The organism is Mariniblastus fucicola (assembly GCF_008087665.1).
GTDB classification, from domain to species: Bacteria; Planctomycetota; Planctomycetia; order Pirellulales; family Pirellulaceae; genus Mariniblastus; species Mariniblastus fucicola.
In genome coordinates this window covers 4,934,632-4,957,807 of sequence record NZ_CP042912.1, presented here as the reverse complement: position 1 = coordinate 4,957,807, position 23,176 = coordinate 4,934,632, and the positions used below count along the sequence as shown (strand labels likewise).

Sequence of the window (23,176 nt, the reverse complement as noted above, 5' to 3'; positions counted from 1 at the left end):
CTCGCGAACTGGCCGTTTGGTCATTTGTCCTTTGCCATTTGGCAGCAGGGTTACTTGTTGCGTACGCAGAACAGATGGTCCCGACCCCGAATGAAAATCTCATCGTCGGCCAAAGCCAAAGTCGAATCAACAGGCTCGCCGATGTCATTCCTAGAGACGACACTGAAGGTCACCGCGTCGCGAATCACAACGGTCTCGCCATCACGACTGGTGATGAAGACGTTTCCATTTGCGGCTACGGGCGAAGAGTAAACTCCGCCGATTGGCAGCCGCTGTGGATTGAAAAATGGCTCTCCCGTTTCAGCGTTGACGCAGGTCAGGATGCCGTTGTTCCCGCCGGTAAAGTACAGCCGGTTTTCCGATAGTAGCAACGAAGGAACATCCGGAGTTTGCCGATTGATGCTCCAGACGATGCCGTTTTGGCTAATGTCTCCCGTTTGGTTCAGCGGAATCGCCTGCAGCACGGCTCCGCGACGGAAACTCGCAAAGAAACCGGTGTTGCCGAAGACGGTTGGGCAAGCGACGGGGCGTTGTGAAAGTCCGGACGCTTTCCAAATCTCCTCGCCCGTATTCAAGTCGTAACCGCGCGAGTAGTTTTGGCCCGAATGAATGACTTGCTTGCGATCATCGACCTCAACGACCAGCGGCGTCGCCCAGGCTGTTGGTTCGTCTCGCATTTTTTTCCAAATCGTTTCGCCCGTGTCACAATCAATGGCTTCGATGCGCGACTGGCCTTCGTGGTCCCACGGAAGAATCAGAATGTTGTCGTGGAGCGCGACCGAGCTGCCCTGGCCGAACGTTCCTCGCGTCTGCATCTTGCCCAGATCGTCGCGTTTCCATCGCAGGTTGCCTTCCAGGTCGTAGCAATACAGACCATAGGATCCAAAATTGATGTACAGGTAATTCCCATCCGTTGCTGGCGAGGCGGAAGCGTATCCATGGTCCGGATGGTGTGCTTCGTGGGGCATCGCCTCGGTTGCAACTTTCTCCCAAATCGGATCGCCCGATGCGCGGTCGTAGCAAAGGACCATGAATTTTTGCTTTTGCGCCAGCAACGTTCGCTGAGATTGAAGAAAAGCTCTGGCGGCTCGCTGTTCGTTTCCATCCAGTTGCCCGTTTCGGTTTGCGTCAAACTTTTTCGTTATCTCCGGCTGAGTAAGCTGCCGCGGAGCGTTGTCTGAATCGGCGGGAGTCGCCGCAGTGATGTAGACTCGTTTCCCAACCACGATCGGAGAGGACGAACCACGTCCTGGAATTCTCTGCTTCCACGCGATGTTCTCTGTGTTGCTCCAAACAGTGGGTGGTTTTGCAGTGAGCGAAGTTCCGTTGCCGTTGGGGCCGCGGAATCCGGGCCACAGCAGTTCAGAATCGGCGTCCTGGGCAGCGAACGCGGAAGAGGTGCACGCGAGTGCTAAGGTCAGAATGGCGAAGTTTCGAAACGCAAGAATGAAATTGAGCATGGATCACCGACGGTTGGGTTCGAATAGCGTGAACCGATTGTACGGCAAATCGATTCGGATTCAGCCATCAGTTTCGTGTCGTGATCCACAGAAATCGCTTGCCAGCTTCATCGATTTTTAGCTCAGACTTCAATTTTGGTTTGCATTGGTTGAGGACTTTGTCCATCACCATGTCGTAGCTTGATTTCTTTCCGGGCCGCGAAAAACTGACTTTCGTCGACGCGAGATCGACTCCGCGTTCCGAAATTTTTGCGACATCATAGATCAGCGGAATCTCGATCCTGCCTTCGATCGCGCCCAACAAGTCGAGAATCGGAGTCTCCGCAGCCTGGACGTCGACTTTCACAAACAGATTTGGAGCAGCTTTCTTTCGCGATTCAGAAACGGGCCAGCCGACGGGCCAGTTTTTTGTTTTCTCGTCTGCAGCTCGCACGACCAGTTTAACTTTCTGTCCTTGAGGGCGAACGGGTTCGAAAACCAGGCCCAATTGCCGAAGCGCGATAGCCAATCCGGTGCCAATCGAATAGCCTTCGAGCTCGATGTCGACGGTTGATTGAGCGCTGGAAATTACAAGCTGTGATGTTCGATCGATGGAGATCGGATAGCCGGAGTTTTTCATCAGCGTGCTCGCGAGCTTACCAGCGTTTTGGCCAGCCGTCGGCGACGTTATTTTCAAACCAAGTTGATCGTGAAGTGCGACCAGTTGCTTGGCCGTGAGTCCAAACGCGACTTTTTCAGCGACCGTGACTTCGGCGCCGTCGTCTCGAAGTTTCTGTAGGTGTGCTCGAATGGCTGCAACCTGCCGAATAGTAAACTTCCCGCCTGGTAGGTGCAGTTTTCCCTGTTTGACGATGCCGACGACCGTCAAAAGTTTGGTCGAACCCGAGTCGAATTCTTCAAACGAAGGTTTCCGTGCACGGGAAGTCTCTGCAACAACGCGATCGGCGCCGACTTCGGCGAGAGCTTGCATCCAGTCGTGGCTGGTTCCTAAAGAGCTACGGTCGTCGACAAGAACACGCAGTTCAAGCGACCGGTTCTGCGTTCTGGCCGAGTCGCCGGTGCGCTGGGAACTGCCCTGCCCGTAGCGGGGCTTGAATGTCTGACCAACGCAATAAGTGCTGGTGAGCGTCAGAATGATGATGGCGGCGAGCAGTTTTTGCATGGATCGTTCCTGTTTGCGACAATTCTATCTTAGGCAAACAGCGAGATCGAAGAAAGCTTGGATTCGCAGCCGGGTGTCTCGAATGCTGGAGCTTCGTGCTGATCGGGGCATTCGGAACTTCAGGCGGCGAACTCAGTCGCTTATCCCGTACCGCCCGATGCACCAGAAAGCATTGAAAAGATCCTTGATTCCGATCTTCTTACCTTCGTCGTAACCACGGCTTTCATAAAAGCTGATCGGAACTTCCTTGAAACGAAACCCGCGTCGAGCCAGCTTGGCTGTAATTTCCGGTTCGATCCCAAAACGTTCCTGTTCAATGTCGACGGCCTCCATCGCTTCACGCGTAAATGCTTTGTAGCACGTTTCCATGTCCGTCAAGTTCAAGCCGCTGAACAGATTGGAAGCTTGCGTTAGAACTGCGTTGCCGAGTCGATGGATGAACGATTCGTCATGAACGACATCGCCGATGAAGCGTGAGCCATAAACGATGTCCGCTTCGCCGCGAAGCAATGGCTGAATAATCGGTGGAATGTCGCGCGGGTCGTACTCCAGATCCGCGTCCTGCACGATGATGAAATCACCGGTAGCATTTTCAAATCCGGTTCGAAGTGCGGCGCCCTTGCCCGCATTTTTGTCTTTGAGGATAACCTGGACTTGCGGCAGATCAGCGACCAATCCAAGGATCGCGCGCGTGCCGTCGGTGCTGCAGTCATCGACAATAACCAGTTCGGAATTCAGAGGAAGTGCGGCGACGCGGCTAACGACTCGTGCGACGGTTGCCTCTTCGTTGTAGACCGGAATGACGATCGAAAGAAGGTAATCGCGCTGCGTTTCGTTCGCATCTTGTTCCGACACGGGAGTTTCCGTCGACCGGTACTCATCAAGTTCCTGCTCGACGAGCCCTTCGCATTTTCGCAGCCGGGTAAGCATTTCTTCAAAACGCGCGTCGGTGTCAGGTTGGGTCGTTGAATTCGAAAGTTTCGCCACTGGATTGCTCATCGCTGAATTCTGTGCTGTGTGGAAGGTCGGTGGGCGACCCTGGCGTGGCATTTGCCAACGAACTCCGGTCGCCCTAAAAGTTACATCACAGATAGCGACGTGTGGCGAATTTGCAGCAATTCACGCGACCTGAGAAACCGGAACAATCGGATTAACCGTCGTGCCAAACCGAAGATCACGCGTTGCTGAATGACGAATGCCCGATGTTACCGAATGTGACGAATCGAATCGTGAAAAGCCGCGCTGCGATGTCTGCGACACAGAGGAATGCAAACGAAAAAAGCCGCTGTGATCATTACCACAGCGGCCAATTCAATGACGTTGATATCTGACTATCAGTCCCAGTCCAGCTTGCCGCCGGTCTGGTATTCAGTGACTCGCGTTTCAAAGAAATTCTTCTCTTTGGCGAGGTCCATTGTTTCGCTCATCCATGGGAATGGATTCGGGCTGTTGTACTGAACCGGCAAACCGATTCTTTCCAAACGACGGTCCGCAACGTACTGAACGTAATCACGGAAAAGTTCTGCGTTGAGCCCAAGCACACCGTTCGGCAAGCAGTCCTTCGCATACTCAAGTTCCAGCTCAACCGATTCGCGAACGCGATCCACCATTTGCTGTTGGAACTCAGGCGTCCACAGTTCAGGGTTTTCTGACTTGATGCCGTTGATCAAATCGATGCCGAAGTTCAGGTGAATCGATTCGTCCCGCAAGATGTACTGGAACTGTTCGCCAATTCCCTTCATCAGGTTGCGACGATGGAACGACAGGATCATTACAAATCCGGTGTAGAAGAAAATGCCTTCCATGATCAGGTAGAAACCGATCAGATTCTTCAACAACGCCTGAGCGCCTTCGAACGTTTCCGTCGTGAAGTCAGGATCGAGAACTTCCCGCGTAAGTTCCATCTCAAATGCATCCTTGCGAGCGATCGCAGGGACTTCGTTGTACATGTTGAAGACTTCGCCTTCGTCCAGTCCAAGACTTTCAACCACGTACAGGAACGTGTGAGAGTGCACCGCTTCCTCAAACGCCTGACGAAGCAGGTACTGGCGGCACTCCGCGTTCGTGATGTGCTTGAAAATCGCCAGCACAAGGTTGTTTCCGACCAGGCTCTCGGCCGTTGAAAAGAAACCGAGGTTTCGCATGATCACGTGTCGTTCATCCGCAGTCAGCGTGTCCGACTTCCAGATCTCGATATCCTTGTTCATCGGAACTTCGGTCGGCATCCAGTGATTGGCGCAACCGTTGTCGTAGTGCTCCCACGCCCACTTGTACTTCAGGGGCATGAGCTGGTTGACGTCAACCTGATGGCAGTTGATCAGCCGCTTTTCACTGGCGTCAACACGTTTGGTTTTGGCTGCTTCTGCAGCTGCTTTATCTCGAATGTCCGTAGCCATTGATTGCGACTCCATGCAATTGATAAATGAAAGTATGAAAGATTAACTGTTGGCAAAATCAGTTTTCAACTGGTCCAAAAGTTGTGTTTTCAGCTGTGGGTAGGTGATGGATGGGGAAAAACAGGTTCGAAAAACTCCACGACGAGTCGCACTGAGACGAGGTGAGATGCGGTTCGACGTGGAGCGTTCGAGGTACGGTTACTGACAGGCTTCGCAGTCAGGGTCGTCGATGCTGCACGCTTGAACTTCCGGTTGTCGCTCAACCGCGATATCAGACGAAGAGCTGGAGTTCTTCATCCAGCGAGGCTGAACTCCAAACTTGTTAATGTCGACCGTTGATTTCTCAACCTGTGTCGCTCCGAGTGAACGCAAGTAATAAGTCGTCTTCAATCCAGCGACCCACGCATACTTGTACATTTCGTCCAGTCTGCGACCGCTGGGTTGACCAAGGTACAGGTTCAACGACTGGCCCATGTCGATCCACTTCTGTCGACGACTGGCAGCCTTGATCAGCCACTGTGGCTCGATCTCGAAAGCCGTTGCAAAGCGACCCTTGATGTCTTCCGGCAAGCCCGGAATGTCGCCGAGCGAACCGTCGTAATACTTGATCGCTTCAAGCAACTCGTCGCACCAAAGATCGCGTTCTTTCAACTCGTTGACCAGTTTTACGTTCAGCTGAACGAATTCGCCAGAAAGATTACTCTTCACAAACAGGTGTTTGTAAGTCGGCTCGATCGACTGAGTCACGCCAATGATCGTGGAGATCGTTGCGGTCGGAGCAATCGCCATCACATTGCTGTTACGCATGCCGTGTTTTTTGATTTGCTTACGAACTACAGACCAGTCCATCGTCGTGGACTTGTCCATGTCGATCGCCATACCACGCTCTTCTTCGAGGGTCGCAACGGTGTCGATCGGAAGCAGTCCGCGATCCCATTTCGACCCTTCGTAAGAAGAATAAGTCCCACGCTCGCCCGCCAGACGACTCGACGCCATCAGTGCAAACCATGAGATGGCTTCCATGCTGCGATCGGCGAACTCGACGCCTTCGTCGCTGGCGTAGCTAATTCCACAAGCCGAAAGAGCGTCCTGGAAACCCATCAAGCCAAGCCCAACCGGACGATGGCGATGGTTCGCGTTTTTGGCTTCTTCTGTTGGGTAGAAGTTGATGTCAATCACGTTGTCCAACATGCGGACCGCGGTATTGATCGTCTCTTCAAGTTTCTCAAGATCAAGCTCACCTTCGGTGATGTGGTTGAGCATGTTGATCGAGCCAAGGTTGCAAACAGCCGTTTCGTCTGCCGACGTGTTCAGCAAAATTTCCGTACACAGGTTGCTGCTGTGAACGACGCCACAGTGATCCTGAGGCGAACGAACATTTGACGGATCCTTGAAAGTAATCCACGGATGACCCGTTTCAAAAACGCGAGTAAGCATTTTTCGCCACAGGTCCTGGGCAGGAATGGTGCGCGAAAGACGCAGTTTGCCTTCAGCAGCTTGCTGTTCGTAGTACGTGTAGCGTTCCTCGAAAGCCTTGCCGTACAAGTCGTGCAAATCCGGAACTTCGTCCGGGCTGAACAGTGTCCACTGGCCTTCTTCGTGCACGCGACGCATGAACAAGTCAGGAATCCAGTTCGCAGTGTGCATGTCGTGCGTACGACGACGATCGTCACCCGTGTTCTTGCGAAGATCGAGGAACTCTTCGATGTCAAGGTGCCAGGTTTCAAGGTAAGAGCAAACTGCTCCTTTGCGTTTGCCGCCCTGGTTCACCGCAACCGCAGTGTCGCTGACGACTTTCAGGAACGGAATCACTCCCTGGCTCTGACCGTTGGTTCCCTTGATGTGCGAATTCGTTGCACGAATGTTTGTCCAGTCGTTGCCAAGGCCGCCTGCCCACTTCGAAAGACGGGCGTTGTCGCCAATTTGCTTGAAGATGCTGTCCAAATCATCAGAAACCGTACTCAGATAGCAAGAACTAAGCTGTGGATGCAGAGTTCCCGCGTTGAACAGAGTCGGCGTCGCTGAAGTGAAACGAAACGTCGAAAGGATGTTGTAGAACTCAATCGCCCGCTCGTTGCGATCCGCTTCGTTGATCGAAAGACCCATCGCGACACGCATCCAGAAATACTGGGGTGACTCGAAACGTCGGCCTTCGATGTGCAACAGGTAACGATCGTAAATCGTTTGCAGACCAAGGTAAGGAAACAGTGCGTCACGTTCAGGTACAATTATCGACGCGAGTCGGTCCAAATCAAAGTTGGAAAGTTCTGGAGAGAGACGTTCGGCTTCGATGCCTTCGGCAATGTAGTCGTCGAACTGATTGCGATATCGCTCGATAACGTCACGAGTGGCACTCGATTTGCCAAGCGACTCGCGATAGATAATATTCAAAACGAGCCGGCTGGCGACGGTGTCGTAGTCCGGATCGTTTTCGATACGTGCTCGTGCAGCCAGGACCATGCAGCGAGCAATCTCACGCGGCGTGATTCCGTTGAAGAACTGCTTTTGAACTTCGACGAACAGTTCTTCCGCCGAGCAGGTTTCTTCCAGTCCCTCGCAGGCCGTCGAAATCTGTTCGCGAAGTCGTTGGAAGTCAAGGTTTTCCAACTGGCCATCGCGATTAACCATCATCGATGGGAACGCTTGTGGATTCTCCATCCGCTCTTCAGCACGCAACTGACGAATCTTGTTGTGCTCAGCACGATAGAGAATATAGCGGCGTGCCACTGAGAAGTATTGGTTCTTCATCAGCTCCGCTTCGACAACATCCTGAATCTTCTCGACGCTGATGCCGTCTTTCGCCAACGAAAGAGGCTTGGCCGTTTCAACAACATTGCGAGTGATGTCGTGGATCCGCGTTCTCTGAGCCTCGGAAAGATCCGTTACGCTTTTGAGATTCAGGTCCGCACAAAAAGCTTTCTCAATCGCCTGACTGATCAAACTCTCGTTAAACGAGACTTGCCGACCATCACGCTTGGTTACGTTCATGACTACGACCGCGTTGCCAACGATTCCATTTTGATTGTTGAGTGTTTCCGACATTCCTTCGAACTCCCTTAGAATTGATTTTGACCCTCAGGCCAAACAGTCCATGACAATCATCAACGTCCAGCGGGAAGTTGCATCCATAGAGCCCGAGACGGGCTTTGAAGGAGGTCGCATCCATGCTTTAAGTTGGGCTGTCCCAATTACCTGCGAACAACGTAAGGCTGGCATTGACACGTCTGGTCAATGCTCGATTAAAAATCGAAACCCCCAACCAGTCGTTCATTAGCAAACGTTATTGTTCGTGCCGTGTCCAAGTGAGCAAAACTACATGTTGTGGTTTTTGCTTTAACTTGAAGAAGTCAAATTCGAAGATTCCTTCAAATTTGACAGCGAAATCCGTGCTCATGTTGTCGTATCTTCATGCTTCGCCACGTCACGGCCCCAATATATAGTTGTCGCTGAACGTGTCAACACAAAATGTTGTGCTTTGGGTGCCCGCACCAGACAGTCCATTTCGTGCGATAAAACGCCACATTTTTTCGTATAAGGAATTTCGCTTGCATGAATGTGATAGCAAATTGGTCTACATCCAGGGCGATTTCCGGGAGGCGAATTGGCGTGATCTTGCAACGTTTCGATCGATTCCAAAATTCCCGTTGGTGACTGCGAGAAAGTTTGCAAAATGTAAGCATGCGAAACGCCAACGAACAATCAGCCAAGTTCTACCGCCAGATTCTTGGTCGCAGATTTCCGGTGTCGCATCAGCGGGCAATGCAGCGCGAGATTCACGAGCACTTACTTTTGAATTCCAGCAACGTTCGCAGCGTCAATTTTGACGTCATTTCTGCGGCTGATCTGGGGATGCTGTTTCAGCTGACGGACGAACTTTTCTTCGACGGAACGATTGGCCGATTCGTCGAGTCAAACTTCAACAAGCCGCTGACGTTTCGGCTGTCCACACGAATGACGACAGCCGGCGGAACGACAACGATGGCAACTCGCCCAGGCGTGTCGCGTCGCGAAACGGAGTTCGAAATTGCGATTGCAACGACTCCGTTGTTCAGCAGTTTCAAGTTTGAACAGCATGCAAACGTCGGAGGTGTCAGGTGTGATTCCAGGCTGGAGGCTTTGCAGCGAATTATGGAGCACGAAGTCATTCACCTTGTCGAGCTGCTCGGAACTGCAGATTCAAACTGCCAGGCGAAACCATTTCGGGCGCTGGTGCGGAACTACTTTGGGCACAAAGAATCGAATCACCAGTTGATGACGCCGTCGGATTTCGCTCGCAAGCAGTTGGGGATTCGTTGCGGCGATGCGGTTACGTTTTCCATCCGAGGCGAGCGCTATCGCGGCGTCGTAAACAGGATCACTAAGCGTGCGACGGTGCTGGTGAAAGATCCTCGCGGAATCGAATACAGCGATGGGCATCGCTACTCTAAGTTCTACGTTCCGTTGCCACAGTTGCGACGGGCTTAGTTGTAAGCTGTCCGTGTTCTTGGTCGTCTTCACTGTTGCAGCAACCTGATCAGTAGCCGTTGTCGCAGAGAGTTCCTCCCGTTGTGGCAACAGAGCTGCAGCCAGCCAGCCGATGTTTGTGCAGCCGATGTTCTGTGCAACGTATGCTGCCCAGTTCATCACGGGGCGATTCGCGTCGCCGAGCGTGATGGCCGCACCGGCGATCGGTAACTTGCGGCGCAGAAAAAAAGCCGCCCCAAGTTGGGACGGCTCTTCCAATTTTGTAACTTTAATCATGCCGTGAGAACGGCAGTCCAAACCTCGTCGGGCTCAGTTAGTTCGGCGAGTTAGGACTTGCGTCGTCGTCAGAAGCAATCGCGATGACTGCTCCAGCGATTCCGCCCAGAAGAGCAAGACGACGAAGACCAGTTGATCCGCCACCGAAGAGACGTCCGCCACCGGCTCCACCACAGCTGTTGCAGCTGCTGAATCCGCTGAAGTCGCCTGCTGAACCGCAAGATGCTCCACATGCACCGCCGCAGCTAACTGCTTCAGATGCGTACTGGATAGGAGCACCAGCATCGTAGCCACCGTCGTAGACAACTTCTTGACCAGCGTAGCTGACCTGTTGGCCAACGAAGCCAGCGTCGTTTGAGCATGTTGTGCAAACGTTCAAAGATGATGCAGCTTCCATTGGGATGTCTGCACTGACAACGTCCTGGAAAGGAAGAGCAGCGGCCGCAGCAGCTGGCTCGATCGCAACTGGAATTTCGTCTGAATCGATTACTGACTCAGCAGCGATTTCACCTTCTTCGTCGATAGCCTGGAAGCTGACAGCAGCGATTCCAGTTGGGCCAGCAGCTACGAAGTCGTAAACGCCAGGCTCAAGGTCAGCAACAGAGAAGTCACCGTTAACGTCTGTCTGAACGCGAGCAACTTGCTTGTCGTTCTGGATGATGTGAACTTGTGTTCCTTCTACAGCTGAAATTTCGCCGAACAAAGGAACGATGTTTCCGACAAGGCTTCCGTTCTGAAGCTTGATACGGTTAGCACCAACAAGCTGATCAGTGATGTTTGAAGCACCGTCAAGAATCTCAGCAGCGATTTGCTGAGGAAGGTTGTTTTCAAGAATCTCTTTAACAACAGCGAAGCGAGGAGAAACAGCAGCGGCTTCCATCGCGTTAACTTTGCTGCTGCCGTTGTTGGCAACAACGTTAACGCCGTAAGCAGCAAAACCGTTTTGGCCAGTCGCGACGAATGAGTATGCACCGTCTGCAACGTTGTCGATGCGGAATGTACCTGATGCATCAGTCACTGCTTCCTTGGCAATTTTTCCATTGCGAACGAAGTAGACTTTCAAATCTGCAAGGCCTTCGCCTTCAGAATTTTTGAGCGAAGTAATACGTCCTTCGATTCCACCGTTGCTGTTAAGCGTAATGTTATGAAGACGATCAGCTGAAGCGTTCACTGCGGTCACCGCCTCAGGTGCTGCAATTGGAGTCGCCGAAGAGATCCATTGATGAGCCGAAGCTGCTGCGGTTGCTACGAAAGGAAGAGCAACAAGCATCAGCCCAAGCTGAAATTTGTTCCGTTTTTTAATCATTGATTCACCAAATAGCTCAAGTTGCATTACAAAATTGTGGCCGGAAAAGGCATGAGGACCGATCCGATTTAGTCCCCATTTATAGCTGCCGTTTACAACCGGGTCAAGAAAATTGAGGGTCTGGGCAAGACAAATGAAAAATAACTTTCAAATCGACTCGCAGACGCCAAAAACCAGCATTCCTGCTAATTTCCGAATATTCAGTCTCAGCTTAACTGTCCTGTAGTTTGCGGTCAGATATGACCCCCAACTCCGGGCTACTGGCTGATCCGTAAGCCGATGTAGGCATTCGACCTGCTTCAAAAGCCAGTCGACCTGCATTCACGGCCAAACGCATCGCAGCTGACATTTTTATCGGATTTTTTGCTTTCGCGACTGCACTGTTTAGAAGTACCGCGTCAAAACCCAATTCCATTGCGATAACCGCATCGCTCGCCGTACCGACACCAGCGTCAAGAATCACGGGATAATCGGGATCACCCCTTTTAAGTTCGGCCAAAATGATTCGCTGATTGTTCTCATTTGCGATGCCCAACCCTGAACCGATGGGGCTGCCTGCGGGCATTACCGCCGCGGCGCCAGCATCTTTTAATCGCCTGGCGACAACCGGGTCGTCATTGGAATAACAGAGCACATCAAAACCGTCCGCAACCAGCGTCTCGGTGGCTTTCAACAGCTCAAACGGATCCGGCAATAGCGTTCTGCTGTTCCCGAGGACTTCCAGTTTGACCCAGCTTTGCCCGGGATTGTCGAGTCCTTCAAGGATCGCCCTGCCCAGCTTCGCACAACGGACGGCGGTGACGGCGTCGTAGCAGCCCGCTGTATTCGGCAACAAAGTCAGTTCTTGATAGGGAAGGAAATCGAGAATGTTTCGCGCGGAGCTGTCGTTCAGTTTCTCGCGTCGAACAGCCAGCGTCACACAATCCGTCGCGGAAGCTTCGATCGAGTCTCGCATCAACTCAAATGAGTCATATTTTCCCGAGCCCAGAATCAGTCGGCTGTTGAGGACCTGCGATCCAATACGCAATGGCGTCGCGTCAAACTGCGACTGGTCCCCAGCGTCAGATTCAGTTTCGGTTGGTGCGTCTGTAGCCATGTCATTCGTTCTTCAGATGTTATCCGCCACCGACGAGCGTCACGACTTCGACTTCGTCGCCGGCGTTCAAATTCGTTTGGCTAAATTGATTTCGCGGCACGATTTCAGCATTCAGTTCAACAGCAACGGCGCCAAAAGTTTTTGATTGAGCCGAGGTTCCGTTTCCGTGCTTCTCCGCCGCAAGCCGCACCAAAAGATCTTCGATCGTCCAGTCCGCTTCGATCGCAAACGGTTCGCCATTCAGTTTGATGTTTGATTGGTCCAGGTCGCTCATCGTGCCTACACCGTTTCTGCCATGTCGCGAGCGTGATAACTACTGCGAACGAATGGACCACTGGCGACTTTTTTGAAGCCCAGATGTTTCGCTGCGGCGCCCAAAGCATTGAATTCCTCGGGTGGAACGTAGCGAACGACCGGCAAGTAGCGATCCGTCGATGGCTGTAGGTATTGTCCCAGCGTCAGGAAGTCACAGCCGATTGAACGCAGGTCCGCGAGCACGTCGAAGAGCTCTTCGTGGGTTTCGCCAAGTCCCAGCATCAGCCCGCTTTTGGTCTTAATGTTTGGGTCAGCTTCCTTGATCAGTCGCAACATTTCCAGGGTCCATTTGTAGTCCGATTTAGGCCCACGGACTCGGCGATAAAGCCTTGGAACGGTTTCCGTGTTGTGGTTGAAGACCTCGGGCTTGGCAGCCACAACTTTCATCAAAGCATCGGGGTTGTTCAGAAAATCCGGGGTGAGGACTTCGACAGTCGCATCGCATTTCTCGCGGACGGCTTGGATGCATTGAGCAAAATGTTCGGCGCCGCCATCGCTCAGATCGTCGCGAGTCACCGACGTGATCACAACGTGCTTCAGCCCGAGTCGCAGTGCTGCTTCGGCGAGACGATCTGGTTCGTCGATTTCGAGAACTTCCGGTTTGCCGCGTTTAACCGCGCAGAATCCGCAAGGCCGAGTGCAAGTGTCGCCCAGAATCATGAACGTGGCGGTCTGCTGTGAGTAGCATTCCATCCGGTTCGGGCATTTGGCGCTGTCACAAACCGTTACGAGGTTGAGTTCGTCCAGCAAACTCGCTGTGTGGTTTACGTGGTTTCCTTTGGGGATCTGTCGCTTGAGCCAGCGAGGAAGTCGGCCTGTGGCGCTCATTTCGCCGGAGGTCAGCGACGCCGGAAAACTGGCTCCACCGCAAGAACCGCCGCTCCCGCAGGAGCCTGCTGTTTCCGGTTTGCCGTCAGAGTTCACGATTGGAAGTTGAGACATTGAGCGTTTCCCGCAGGGCTTGCGTGCAGAAATCGCAACGGAGCTTTTGCTCACGACGTTCGATCTCTGCAGCATGGTTGTCAAATAGCTGATCGGTATTTTATGCCTTGAACCGTATTTTTTCCAGTTGAGAAGCATTTACATTCGATAGTTCCAGCGTCAAAGTGAACGATCGGGAACAATGTTAGGATGTTGGCCCGAGGCGATTGTTCGCGACGTGGCATCCTCAAAATCCCCCAAGACAGAGACCTGGATACTCGTTTGTCCAAGAAAAAAAAGAATCAGCCCAAACCGACTTCGGCTGGCAAGCCTGCCAAGAAGAAAAAGAATGCTGCGCCGACTGGAAAGACGATCGCGGAAAACCGAAAGGCTCGCCACAACTACGAGTTGCTTGAAAAACTCGAATGCGGACTGGTGCTGCACGGTAGCGAAGTCAAAAGCCTGAGAGTTGGAAAGCTTTCGCTGGAAGAGGCTTACGTCCGTTTTCAGAACGGCGAGCTTTGGCTGGTGAATGCCGATATTTCAGAGTATCGCCAGGCAAATTTGTGGAACCATGATCCGAAACGTAAACGGAAATTGCTGGTTAACAAGAAAGAGCTGGATCGACTTGGTGTTAAAGCCACGGCGGACGGACTAACCTTGGTTCCATTGCGAGCCTACTTCAACGCACGCGGTATCGTCAAAGTGATGGTGGCAGTTGCGCGAGGTAAGAAAATTCATGACAAGCGCCAGACTTTGAAAAATCAGGAAGCTCGTCGACAAATCGACCGACAGATGAAAGCTGGCGGCAGACGTTAACGAATCAATCAAGCGTAAATTTTGAAAGACAACCAATGACTCAAAAGCAGAACACGTCACGTCGTTCGTTCATTAAAACGGCTTCTGCCGCTGGAGCAGGCCTCTTCCTGCCGTACCACTTTTCTGCGGCTCCTTCGCTCGCCTTCGATACCGGTTCGGCGAACGACAAGGTCGACATCGCGCTCATCGGAGCCGGCGGAATGGGCGGCGGGAATATTAATGCTGCCAAGAAATGGCTGAACCTCGTTGCGATTGCTGATGTGGATTCTGGCCGAGCAGAAAGCATGAAGGCGGGGCTGGGACAAGGCAAAGCCGATGTTTACTCTGACTATCGAAAGATCCTCGAACGCGACGACATCAAGGTCGTTCACATTGCGACGCCGGACCACTGGCACACCAAACCGTTGATCGAAGCAATGTACGCGGGCAAAGACGTTTACTGTGAAAAACCGCTGACGTTGACGATCGACGAAGGCAAACTGATTCGCAAAGTTCAAAAGGAAACTGGTCGCATCGTTCAGGTTGGAACGCAGCAGCGAAGTACTTTCAATCTCTTCACCAAGGCGATGGCTTTGGTGAAAGACGGCCGGTTAGGGAAAATCAAGAAGATTCAGGTCGCGATCGGTGGAGCACCTTCTTCGCCAGCGCTGCCTGTCGCTGATGTGCCGACAAATCTGGATTGGGATCGCTGGCTCGGGCCGGCACCAAAAGCCGATTATCGAATGCTCAAGCCCGAAAAAGGCCGTCCGCAAACCAATGGCCACTACGAATTCCGTTGGTGGTACGAGTACTCGGGCGGAAAGCTGACGGACTGGGGCGCGCACCATGTGGACATCGGCGTCTGGGCTCTGGAGCTCAACGGTCAGAATTCACAGCCGCTTTCGATCGAAGGAACTGCCGAGCATCCGGTTGAGTTCAAAGATGGCAAGCCAGTGCAAACGGATCGTTACAACACGGCGACCAAGTTCAGTTTCACTGTGAAATTCCCGGAAGGCGCCGAAATGGTCATCCGTCACGACACCAGCAACGGTGTTTTGATCGAAGGCGACAAAGGACGTATTTTTGTCAGCCGCGGTTCGCTCAAGGGGAAACCTGTCGAGGATCTCGAGAGCAAGCCATTGCCGGAAGGAATTATCAAGGAAGTCTACAAAGGCTACGATCCTGTTGAGAACGAGCGGCGAGCTCATTGGGCGAACTTCCTGCACTGCGTTGATCAGCAAGTCGAGCCGATTTCGGATGTTCATTCGCACATGCGGATGCTGAATATCTGCCACCTTGCCGGTATTTGCGCTCGCGTTGGCCGTAAACTTGATTGGGACGCCGCGTCCGAATCGATCAAGGGCGATGATTTGGCGAACTCGATGTTGAGCCGTCCGTATCGCGAAGGCTACGAGATTGAAATGGGAGTGCCTGCTGGCGCAAGCTCGTAACGGAGAACGCCATGCTGGTGTTTCCGTAGAAAGCATTTTTTCGTGGTGGCGGCTTCGGGCCGCCACGCGTCTTTGTTTGTAACTTTCGCACTCTATCGTTCGGTGGCGCCCACCAGCGATTGGCCATTGGAAACGCTTCATGTCCGAGTTCATCGATCTGTTTGCCCTTTCTGTCTATCGGCAGAAACTCAAACTCGATGCGGGCTATCAATCACAGCTCTGCAATCGCATTCTCGAAATGGAGCGTCCTCAACCCGACCAGGAATCGGCCTGGCTGGGTGACACCGCTGGCTTTGAATTCCTCTTTCGTGAACCCGAATTCGAAGCGTTGTTCACGTCCATCGGCGACGCCATTCGTGGCTACACCGAAGCACTCGGACTTAATAACGATCGCCTGGCGTTTTACTTCCAGCGTTCGTGGGCCACGGTCAGTCGCGAAGGTCAACGGATCTTCGAACACGCGCATCAGCAATCGCATTTGAGTTTTGCCTTTTACCTGAAAAAGTCGCTTGATGGTGGCGGAATTTACTTCAGCGTCGCGGAGCATCCGAACGAGTTTGCGGCCGGTTTGTTTACGCTTTCAAAAGAAGAATTGCAGATCATCAAACGGCCGGGCGAAAGAACGCTGAACCGAATCTACGTCGAACCGGAACAGGGTGAGATCCTGATTTTTCCTTCAAAAACGTTACACTCAACGGCTCCGAATATGACCACCGAGCCTCGCATTTCGATTTCGGCGGACATCGTTGTTACGCTCAAGGAGAGCAGCGGCCACGAAACGCTAATGCCGGCGATTGAAAACTGGCAACGGTTTTGAATCGGTCTATTCAGAAAGTGAAACACGTGAAAATGTTGTCCCGTTTTCGTTGGCTGATTTTCTTTCTCGCGTTCTCTTCGTTGCTTTCGTGTGACGAGCCTGTAAAGCCAGTCGGTGTTTCCGAATCGTCAGACGCCGATAGTCCGAGCGACTCCGAACCGGCCGAAGATCAGACCGAGGAGCGTCACGACAGCAAGCGATCCCTGTACGTTGACGGCTTTTCCAGCATTCTTGGCGACGTCGCGGCAGAGGAAAAGCTGCTTGAATATGCGGACAGCCACGAGATGGACGTGCTGTTGTTGTACGAGCTTCACAAAGTGCTCAATCGGGACAACGCCAGCGATCTTGACCACAACGAATCGTTGGCCTCGTTTATCTCTCGTGCCAAAACGCAATACGGCGTGCAACGCATCGCGGCGATTGGCGAGTCGGCCGATTTTTTCGGCGAAGTTATTGATCCCTACAACAACAGCCGAGTCGACGTTTCCGAAAAATTCGACATCTACAATTTGGAGTTCGAGTTTTGGATCGAAAGTCGCGTCAAAGAAGTTTACGCCGAACCCTATTTGATTCCCCGTGGATTCGCGGCAACAAAAGACGGTGCTTTCGAGTTCTTCATTACCAACTTGAAAGCGATTCGATCCCTCGCTCAAGCCAACGCTCGCAGCATCACGACCGAAGCCTACATTGGTTGGACCAACGGTTTGGAAGAGACGTCGGAGGAGGAAGTTGCCCGGCTGATTGCTCAAAATTTGGATCAGCTGAGGGTGCACGCTTACCGGTCTCGTCCAGATTTTGCCTACACGGCGAGTCGCCTGCAGGGATTGGCCAATGGCAAGCCCGGCTTGAACGTGTCTGTCATTTTTTCGGCGGAACAGGAGTTCATGTTGGACTGGCTGCAGGCGAACAGTATGGAGTCCGCAGAAGCCGAGTTCCGCAAACAGCTAAGCGAATCGGCCTCCGGCAAAGTCAAAGCAGACCTCCGATTGCAGGGCTTCACTTACTACAACTACACCCACAACGAAAATGTTTTGGCCAGTCCCTCCAGCGCATCGTCAAAGTAAACCGGTTTCAAGGCGACGGTTGCTCGTCTGTGTCAAAAAACAAATTTCCTTTCGCGTTTAGCAGGCCGATTTTGCATCGCTGACCATTGATCGTTGGCAAGACTCTGGGACAATCAGCGACTTCGCTGTGGCTAAACGTCGAGCGAAACTTTCAGGCATTTTCCTGACAGCCGGGAAACCAGTTCGCGGCGTCGATGTTTCAAAATCAACAGGGGCACGGTGCATGAATAGCCGTAGCGAACCGAACGCAAAATTCGACGGCGGAGAAACCGGTTGTGGCGAGTTGCTGCTGGACTTGTTGCTCTTTATGCGACAACAACCTGCAGACGCCGTCGTCGAAGTTCGTGCTCTCGACGCCGGAGCTCCGCTGGAGATTCCTGCGTGGTGCCGTCTGACAAAGCACGAGCTGATTTCGATGGATCACCCGCTGTACATCATCAAAAAACCAGATCAAAACGGAAATTCAAATGAGTGATACTTTTTGCGTAACGATTAACTCGTGCAAGGAAAACGGCGACAAAGCCACAGTCGGTTTCGTGGTCGCAACTGCGGCGTTGGGATCTGGAAAAGACACGATGGTTTTCCTCAGCACCGATGGTGTTTGGGCGTCGGTCAAAGATGAAGCAGCGAACGTCAATGAAGGCGGCCCGTTCAAGCCGTTGACTGATCTTGTCACCCGCTTCATCGCGGCCGGTGGTCGCGTGATTGCCTGTGCTCCGTGCTGTAAAAAGCGGGAGATTTCGGAAGATCAGCTCTTCGATGGCGTCGAAATCGCTGGTGGAGCCGTCCTGGTTGAATGGCTGAGCAACGGTTCTCCCAACGTTAGCTACTAGGTGCACTGTTTGACAAATTGACTTTTATGTCATCAACGCGGCCAAACTTGAGCGGCAAGGCGCTAGCCGCCGTTAAAAAGCGCAACGGAACGGCGGCTAGCGCCTTGTCGCTCACATTTACCAAACATGCCTAGGTGCGTTCGACGTTCAGTAACGCCGCCCAGCTTTCGCGTTTAAACAGAAATCAAACTGTTCATGAATCAATCCAAAAACGAATCGCATCCAAACGGTTATCCGCGTGCCGACCATGTGTTCGATGGAGGCGCGATGGATTGCGGTTCCGGTTTGATTCTGCTGATTCGCCAAAACATGTTGGAAGTTCCCGTTGGCGGCGTGCTGGAAATTCGAAGCAGCGAACCGACTGTCGTTTCGGAATTGCCTCCGTGGTGCCGCATGGTTTCGCATTCCCATCTGGGAAGCGAAGAAGTCTCCAGTGGACGATGGCATCATTGGGTCCAGCGCGGCTCCGATCAGGCGACTGAGAAAGCCGAACTTGAGTCCGATCGACAGAAGGCTCAGCAATTCAAGTGGAGCCTTCGTGCACGTCAAACAGATGGCCACCAAACGACGGTCTATTCGCGTAACTTTTCCTGGCAGTCCGGGGCGTCGATTGACTTCGATCGAAAATCGGAAACGGCAACTTCGCTGGAGCAGTTCCTCGGTTCCCTGCTGGCCAACGTCATCGCCTGCTTTTCCATTCGATGCAGTCGGCTTTCGATGGTGGTCGACGACTTGGAAGCAACGCTCAACGCGACGTTGGTAAACTCGTTGGCCGCCGCAGGATTCGAATCAGGAGACCCGTCGATCGAAACGATTGCTCTGACCGTCTACCTCACGACTTCGGCGGACGACGCGATGGTGGAGCAAGCTTGGCAAGCAGGATTGCAGGATTCGCCGGTGTTTCAAACGTTGATTAAATCCTGTCAGATCGACGCCAGAATCGTAACCCTTTAACGGACCAGGCATGCTGTTTCCAGTCACTCAAGTCGGTTCGTGGCCGCGTTCGAAAGAGCTGCTTGCGGCGCTGCGCGAAAAACGGATGGGGCGGATCAGTGACGAGCAATTCAACCGTTTTGCTGATGACGAAATCCGGCGTTGTATTGAGCTGCAGCACGCCGCTGGCGTCGATATCGTGGTCGATGGCGAGCTTCGGCGCGACAATTTTTATTCTTTCATCACTGACAAAGTCGACGGGACCAAGTTGATGTCGTTGGCCGATATGCTCGAGACGGTCGAAGACAAAGCCGCTTTTGAAGAGATGTTGCAAACGCTCGATGCACCCGCGTTTTCCATCCGCAATCCCACCTGTGTGGGGAAACTTCGCCGCCGCGAACCACTGGCCGGCGGCGAACTGAAGTTCCTTCGCTCGCTAACGGACAAACCGGTTAAAGTCACACTGCCGGGCCCCTATTTGCTGACTCGGGCGATGTGGGTGACCTCCTATTCGACCGGAGCCTACGGCGATAAACCGGTGATGGCAGACGACATCGTTTCGATCCTGCGTGAAGAGCTTGAGGAGCTGATTCAGGCAGGAGCTGAATTCATTCAATTCGACGAACCGATCCTGACCGAAGTTGTTCACAGCAGCGACGACAAACGGCGCACCTTTATGTGAGCGACTTTGGCGACCCGCCGTGATGCGGGTGCAGAGCTAACGTATGCTGCGGAGCTTTTGAATCGTGTGATCGATGGGTTCGCGGGGCGAGCACGTATTGGGCTGCATGTTTGTCGAGGCAACTGGTCCAAACGTGAAGATGTCATGATCACTGGTGACTACCAACCGCTGGTGGATTGTTTTGCATCGATGAACGTTCAGCAATTGGTTTTGGAATACGCGACGCCGCGCGCCGGTGACTTGAGTGTGGTCGGCCAAGCCTTGTCGGACAGGGAAATCGGTTTGGGGTGCGTGAACCCGCGAACTGACGTGGCGGAATCGCCGGATTTCATTGCCGCGAGGATCAGGGAAGCACTCGGATTTTGGGATCCGCAAAAGATCTTTCTGAATCCAGATTGCGGGTTCGGTTGTTTCGCGAACCGTTGTGTCAATGAAGAGTCCGTTGCTGCAAAAAAGTTGCAGTCAATGGTTAAAGCTGCCGGTATCGTACGTGGGGAGTTATGAGAACCAATGCTGGCAGTTAAGGAGCTTGCAATCGACGTTTCAAATCTAATGGTTGGCTTGCAGTCATTGGCAGCCAGCATTTGTTCGACGTCTATCAGATTTTTATACCGTTAGTCTCTACATGCTTCGGTGCCGTTCGTTTATATTGCGGCAACGCACACGAAAGACTCGCGGCCTGATATGAGTCGTCCGTTATTTTTGATGGAATCAGTCACCTGCCAACCAAATTTTACTGGCAGCAAACAAGACCAGGCAATGGAACACGTTCTCCAAAATTCTGTTGTTAACTCAGGACCTTGTGCCGGTCCCTGCGCTTGCCAGTTGCGCTGCACTGGCTTCACGTGACTCGCCTAGCATCGAAGCGGCGTGCCCGTTGACTTGCAAACCGCGATTTTCTCGTGCTTGAGAACATCGTGGCCTCAGTCCCGGCGTCGCACCAATCTTTCCGGCTCTGCCCGGATCGTGTCTCAGCTGTTTTCAGTAACCCCGAACGATTTCATCATTGAAAATTCGGGGCAAACGTAGCCCTCAGTCAAAGTTCCCAACATGAAGCTCTCAACAACGAAATCAATATCGCAATTTTTTGGATGCTTGATGCTCAGCCTGCTGCTAACCGGCTGCGGTAACAACGAAGACCAAATGAAGATGGAGTTTGCTGAAGCGACCGTAAAGCAATCTCTCGAGGCGTGGCAACAAGGGAAAAAACCGGCTGAGTTGGAGGCCGAGGAAGAGCCCGTCAGGTTCTTTGATGACGACTGGAACCTGTCCAACAAGCTGCTTGATTTCGAAATTCGCAAGACCTACATGGAATCCGATGGAACCGCACGTTGCGCGGTCACGCTGACGGTACAGGACAGGCAAGGGAAGCGAAATGAAGTGAAGTGTACCTATCAGATCGTGTCTGATCCCAAAGTCGTTGTGGCAAGGGACCCGATGTCGTAGCCGTGTTGTCGGCCTGTTAAATCACGGGCCGATGGGGCCTCATTGAATCAAAACCCGATGCGTCCGCGAGCGACTCGCTTTGACTCGCAGACGCTTCGGGTTCTGGTTTTGAAACGCTGCCCAGGCAGTCCGTTTTTAAGATTGTTGTCGGTGAAGTTCGTCAGTAAAAATTTGGGAAAACTAATTATGTCTACACACAAAACGAAGCGTGGTTTTACTTTGGTTGAGCTACTGGTCGTGATCGCGATCATCGGCATTCTGATTGGGATGCTGCTGCCTGCCGTGCAGTCGGTTCGTGACGCGGCAAGGCGCACGACATCGATGAACAATCTGAAACAACTTGTATTGGCGTTGCATAACGCTGATACCGCCATGATGGAGATGCCGCCGATGTACGGTAGCTTTCCTGCGGGGAATGATAATCCGCCGTATGGAACGGTTTTCTATCACCTGTTGCCATTCCTTGAGCAATCCAACGTTCACGCCCTTGGGCCAGATGCATCGCGGTCCTATGTCGTGCCGGTCCTGCAAGCGCCTTCGGATCCCTCTTTCGGAAACGGCATCTACGAGTTGGACGAAAAGGTTCCGGCTTGGGCAAGTTCGACAAGTAACGAGTGGGGCGTGAGCAGCTATTCTGCAAACTGGCAAGTCTTCGGGGATGAGGGTGCGAGTTTTGCGACCATCCGCGATGGAGCTTCCAATACGATTCTGTTCAATGAAAAGTTTGCCATTTCGTCACGCGAAGTTGGAGACCCAACGCATGGAGCCAACCTGTGGGGCTATGGAGTTTTTCCGCCAACGATACCCTACGACTACTCGGTCACCATGCCGGCAGATCACTTGTACGCCAGCAGTTTCTGGGCGCGAAGCGGGTTCGTTAATCGCGGCGGCGCAGTTCCGACTTCCTGGGCAGGCGATGAGCCCTGGCGATGCCGCTGCATGTTGAAGCCCGAATTCAACGTCGAGCCAACCAATGCTCATCCGTTGAAGTCCCAGAGTTTCTCAGCCGGCATCATTCACATGGCGATGGCCGACGGTTCTGTTCGTCGCGCTACCGCTGGAGTCACCGATCCGGCGTGGTCTGCGGGTGAGACGCCGGCCAACGGCGAAGTGCTTCGTCCTGACGACAATTAACGCAGGAAGAATCGATTCACTCGCTTGATGTTCTTTGTAAGCCTGTCCGACGCGGTTGATGCGCCGGGCAGAGCTTGTTTCAATATTGCTTCCATTACCGACCTGTGAAAAAGATCAGGTCTAACGTTTCCTGAAAGATTCCATGTCTGAACTCCCAAACTGCCCGAAATGTAGCTGCGACTATACGTGGCAAGACGGAATCATGGTCGTCTGTCCTGACTGCAACCATGAATGGGACCCGACGGTCGTCGAAGAAGACGACGATGTAACTCGCGACGCCAACGGCAATGTGCTTCAGTCCGGAGATACGGTCATTGTGATCAAGGATCTGAAGCTGAAAGGATCCTCGACCGTGATCAAAGGCGGTACAAAAGTCAAAAACATTCGGTTAGTCGATGGAGACCACGACATCGATTGCAAGATCGACGGTATCGGAGCCATGGGGCTCAAGTCCGAATTCGTGAAGAAAGCCTGAAGCGAATCTGCTGCTGGTAGAACAATGTTGTCTCTGTCTCAGTCACATCGGTTCGCGGCGTGCAACGCCTGGCTCACGAAGTTTGAAACTGGCTCCAGTTTTCGCGAACCGTTTGCTGTGGTGGTCGTAGAAATCGAATCTGGTAAA

21 protein-coding genes are annotated in these 23,176 nt (G+C 52.8%); 12 read left to right on the top strand and 9 right to left on the bottom strand.

Translation table 11 applies throughout. The annotated features are described in order from the left end of the window. Nucleotides 1-50: 50 nt before the first annotated feature. From MFFC18_RS18430 to MFFC18_RS18410, 5 genes are all read right to left on the bottom strand, one after another. Nucleotides 51-1,460, bottom strand: a complete 1,410-nt coding sequence (locus MFFC18_RS18430) for an outer membrane protein assembly factor BamB family protein (RefSeq protein ID WP_075082447.1) — start codon at nucleotides 1,458-1,460, stop codon at nucleotides 51-53. Nucleotides 1,461-1,527: 67 nt separating this feature from the next. Next, nucleotides 1,528-2,622 carry a hypothetical protein gene (locus MFFC18_RS18425; RefSeq protein WP_075082448.1) on the bottom strand — a complete coding sequence of 365 codons (1,095 nt, stop codon included), beginning with the start codon at nucleotides 2,620-2,622 and terminating at the stop codon, nucleotides 1,528-1,530. A 132-nt stretch (nucleotides 2,623-2,754) separates the two neighbouring features. Further along, on the bottom strand, nucleotides 2,755-3,621 hold the full coding sequence (locus MFFC18_RS18420; RefSeq protein WP_238381168.1) for a glycosyltransferase family 2 protein: 867 nt from the start codon (nucleotides 3,619-3,621) through the stop codon (nucleotides 2,755-2,757). A gap of 335 nt (nucleotides 3,622-3,956) precedes the next feature. Next, nucleotides 3,957-5,018: a ribonucleotide-diphosphate reductase subunit beta gene (locus tag MFFC18_RS18415; RefSeq protein ID WP_075082523.1), complete on the bottom strand. Its 1,062-nt coding sequence runs from the start codon at nucleotides 5,016-5,018 to the stop codon at nucleotides 3,957-3,959. Nucleotides 5,019-5,216: 198 nt separating this feature from the next. Next, a complete protein-coding gene (locus MFFC18_RS18410; protein WP_075082449.1) occupies nucleotides 5,217-8,060 on the bottom strand; it encodes a ribonucleoside-diphosphate reductase subunit alpha in 2,844 nt (947 codons plus the stop codon). 636 nt (nucleotides 8,061-8,696) lie between these two features. Between MFFC18_RS18410 and MFFC18_RS18405 the strand changes: the two genes are divergently transcribed. Further along, a complete protein-coding gene (locus tag MFFC18_RS18405; protein WP_084416804.1) occupies nucleotides 8,697-9,482 on the top strand; it encodes a hypothetical protein in 786 nt (261 codons plus the stop codon). 313 nt (nucleotides 9,483-9,795) lie between these two features. On the opposite strand, the gene MFFC18_RS18400 is transcribed toward MFFC18_RS18405, so the two are convergent. From MFFC18_RS18400 to lipA, 4 genes are all read right to left on the bottom strand, one after another. Then, entirely contained in the window at nucleotides 9,796-11,064 is a 1,269-nt protein-coding gene (locus tag MFFC18_RS18400; RefSeq protein WP_157665034.1) for a carboxypeptidase-like regulatory domain-containing protein, read from the bottom strand. 211 nt (nucleotides 11,065-11,275) lie between these two features. Beyond that, on the bottom strand, nucleotides 11,276-12,160 hold the full coding sequence (locus MFFC18_RS18395; protein WP_084416805.1) for a thiazole synthase: 885 nt from the start codon (nucleotides 12,158-12,160) through the stop codon (nucleotides 11,276-11,278). 19 nt (nucleotides 12,161-12,179) lie between these two features. After that, on the bottom strand, nucleotides 12,180-12,434 hold the full coding sequence (gene thiS, locus MFFC18_RS18390) for a sulfur carrier protein ThiS (RefSeq protein ID WP_075082451.1): 255 nt from the start codon (nucleotides 12,432-12,434) through the stop codon (nucleotides 12,180-12,182). Between the two features lie 5 nt (nucleotides 12,435-12,439). Continuing rightward, nucleotides 12,440-13,303 (bottom strand): lipoyl synthase, encoded by an 864-nt coding sequence (lipA, locus tag MFFC18_RS18385; RefSeq protein ID WP_075082526.1) that lies wholly within the window; start codon nucleotides 13,301-13,303, stop codon nucleotides 12,440-12,442. A 375-nt stretch (nucleotides 13,304-13,678) separates the two neighbouring features. Here lipA and smpB point away from each other — a divergent pair, with 375 nt between their 5' ends. The 11 genes from smpB (at nucleotide 13,679) to MFFC18_RS18330 (ending at nucleotide 23,029) form a co-directional block, all read left to right on the top strand. Continuing rightward, nucleotides 13,679-14,215: an SsrA-binding protein SmpB gene (gene smpB / locus MFFC18_RS18380; RefSeq protein ID WP_075082527.1), complete on the top strand. Its 537-nt coding sequence runs from the start codon at nucleotides 13,679-13,681 to the stop codon at nucleotides 14,213-14,215. Between the two features lie 35 nt (nucleotides 14,216-14,250). Beyond that, on the top strand, nucleotides 14,251-15,645 hold the full coding sequence (locus MFFC18_RS18375; RefSeq protein ID WP_075082452.1) for a Gfo/Idh/MocA family protein: 1,395 nt from the start codon (nucleotides 14,251-14,253) through the stop codon (nucleotides 15,643-15,645). A gap of 139 nt (nucleotides 15,646-15,784) precedes the next feature. Continuing rightward, the gene (locus tag MFFC18_RS18370; RefSeq protein WP_075082453.1) at nucleotides 15,785-16,462 is read left to right on the top strand and encodes a putative 2OG-Fe(II) oxygenase; all 678 of its coding nucleotides are present in this window, start codon (nucleotides 15,785-15,787) and stop codon (nucleotides 16,460-16,462) included. 32 nt (nucleotides 16,463-16,494) lie between these two features. Next, on the top strand, nucleotides 16,495-17,526 hold the full coding sequence (locus MFFC18_RS18365) for a hypothetical protein (RefSeq protein ID WP_075082454.1): 1,032 nt from the start codon (nucleotides 16,495-16,497) through the stop codon (nucleotides 17,524-17,526). A 223-nt stretch (nucleotides 17,527-17,749) separates the two neighbouring features. Then, nucleotides 17,750-18,001 carry a sulfurtransferase TusA family protein gene (locus tag MFFC18_RS18360; protein WP_075082455.1) on the top strand — a complete coding sequence of 84 codons (252 nt, stop codon included), beginning with the start codon at nucleotides 17,750-17,752 and terminating at the stop codon, nucleotides 17,999-18,001. After that, a complete protein-coding gene (locus MFFC18_RS18355; protein WP_075082456.1) occupies nucleotides 17,994-18,359 on the top strand; it encodes a DsrE family protein in 366 nt (121 codons plus the stop codon). Before MFFC18_RS18360 ends, MFFC18_RS18355 begins: the two co-directional genes overlap by 8 nt. Before the next feature lie 195 nt (nucleotides 18,360-18,554). Continuing rightward, complete coding sequence (locus MFFC18_RS18350; protein ID WP_075082457.1) at nucleotides 18,555-19,313, top strand: sulfurtransferase TusA family protein; 759 nt, start codon at nucleotides 18,555-18,557, stop codon at nucleotides 19,311-19,313. A 10-nt stretch (nucleotides 19,314-19,323) separates the two neighbouring features. Next, entirely contained in the window at nucleotides 19,324-20,478 is a 1,155-nt protein-coding gene (locus tag MFFC18_RS25535; protein WP_261340512.1) for a cobalamin-independent methionine synthase II family protein, read from the top strand. Nucleotides 20,479-21,024: 546 nt separating this feature from the next. Then, complete coding sequence (locus MFFC18_RS18340) at nucleotides 21,025-21,420, top strand: hypothetical protein (RefSeq protein WP_075082458.1); 396 nt, start codon at nucleotides 21,025-21,027, stop codon at nucleotides 21,418-21,420. Nucleotides 21,421-21,606: 186 nt separating this feature from the next. Next, a complete protein-coding gene (locus MFFC18_RS18335) occupies nucleotides 21,607-22,554 on the top strand; it encodes a DUF1559 family PulG-like putative transporter (protein WP_162273903.1) in 948 nt (315 codons plus the stop codon). A gap of 142 nt (nucleotides 22,555-22,696) precedes the next feature. Further along, nucleotides 22,697-23,029 (top strand): zinc ribbon domain-containing protein YjdM, encoded by a 333-nt coding sequence (locus tag MFFC18_RS18330; RefSeq protein ID WP_075082460.1) that lies wholly within the window; start codon nucleotides 22,697-22,699, stop codon nucleotides 23,027-23,029. The last annotated feature ends 147 nt before the right edge of the window (nucleotides 23,030-23,176 follow it).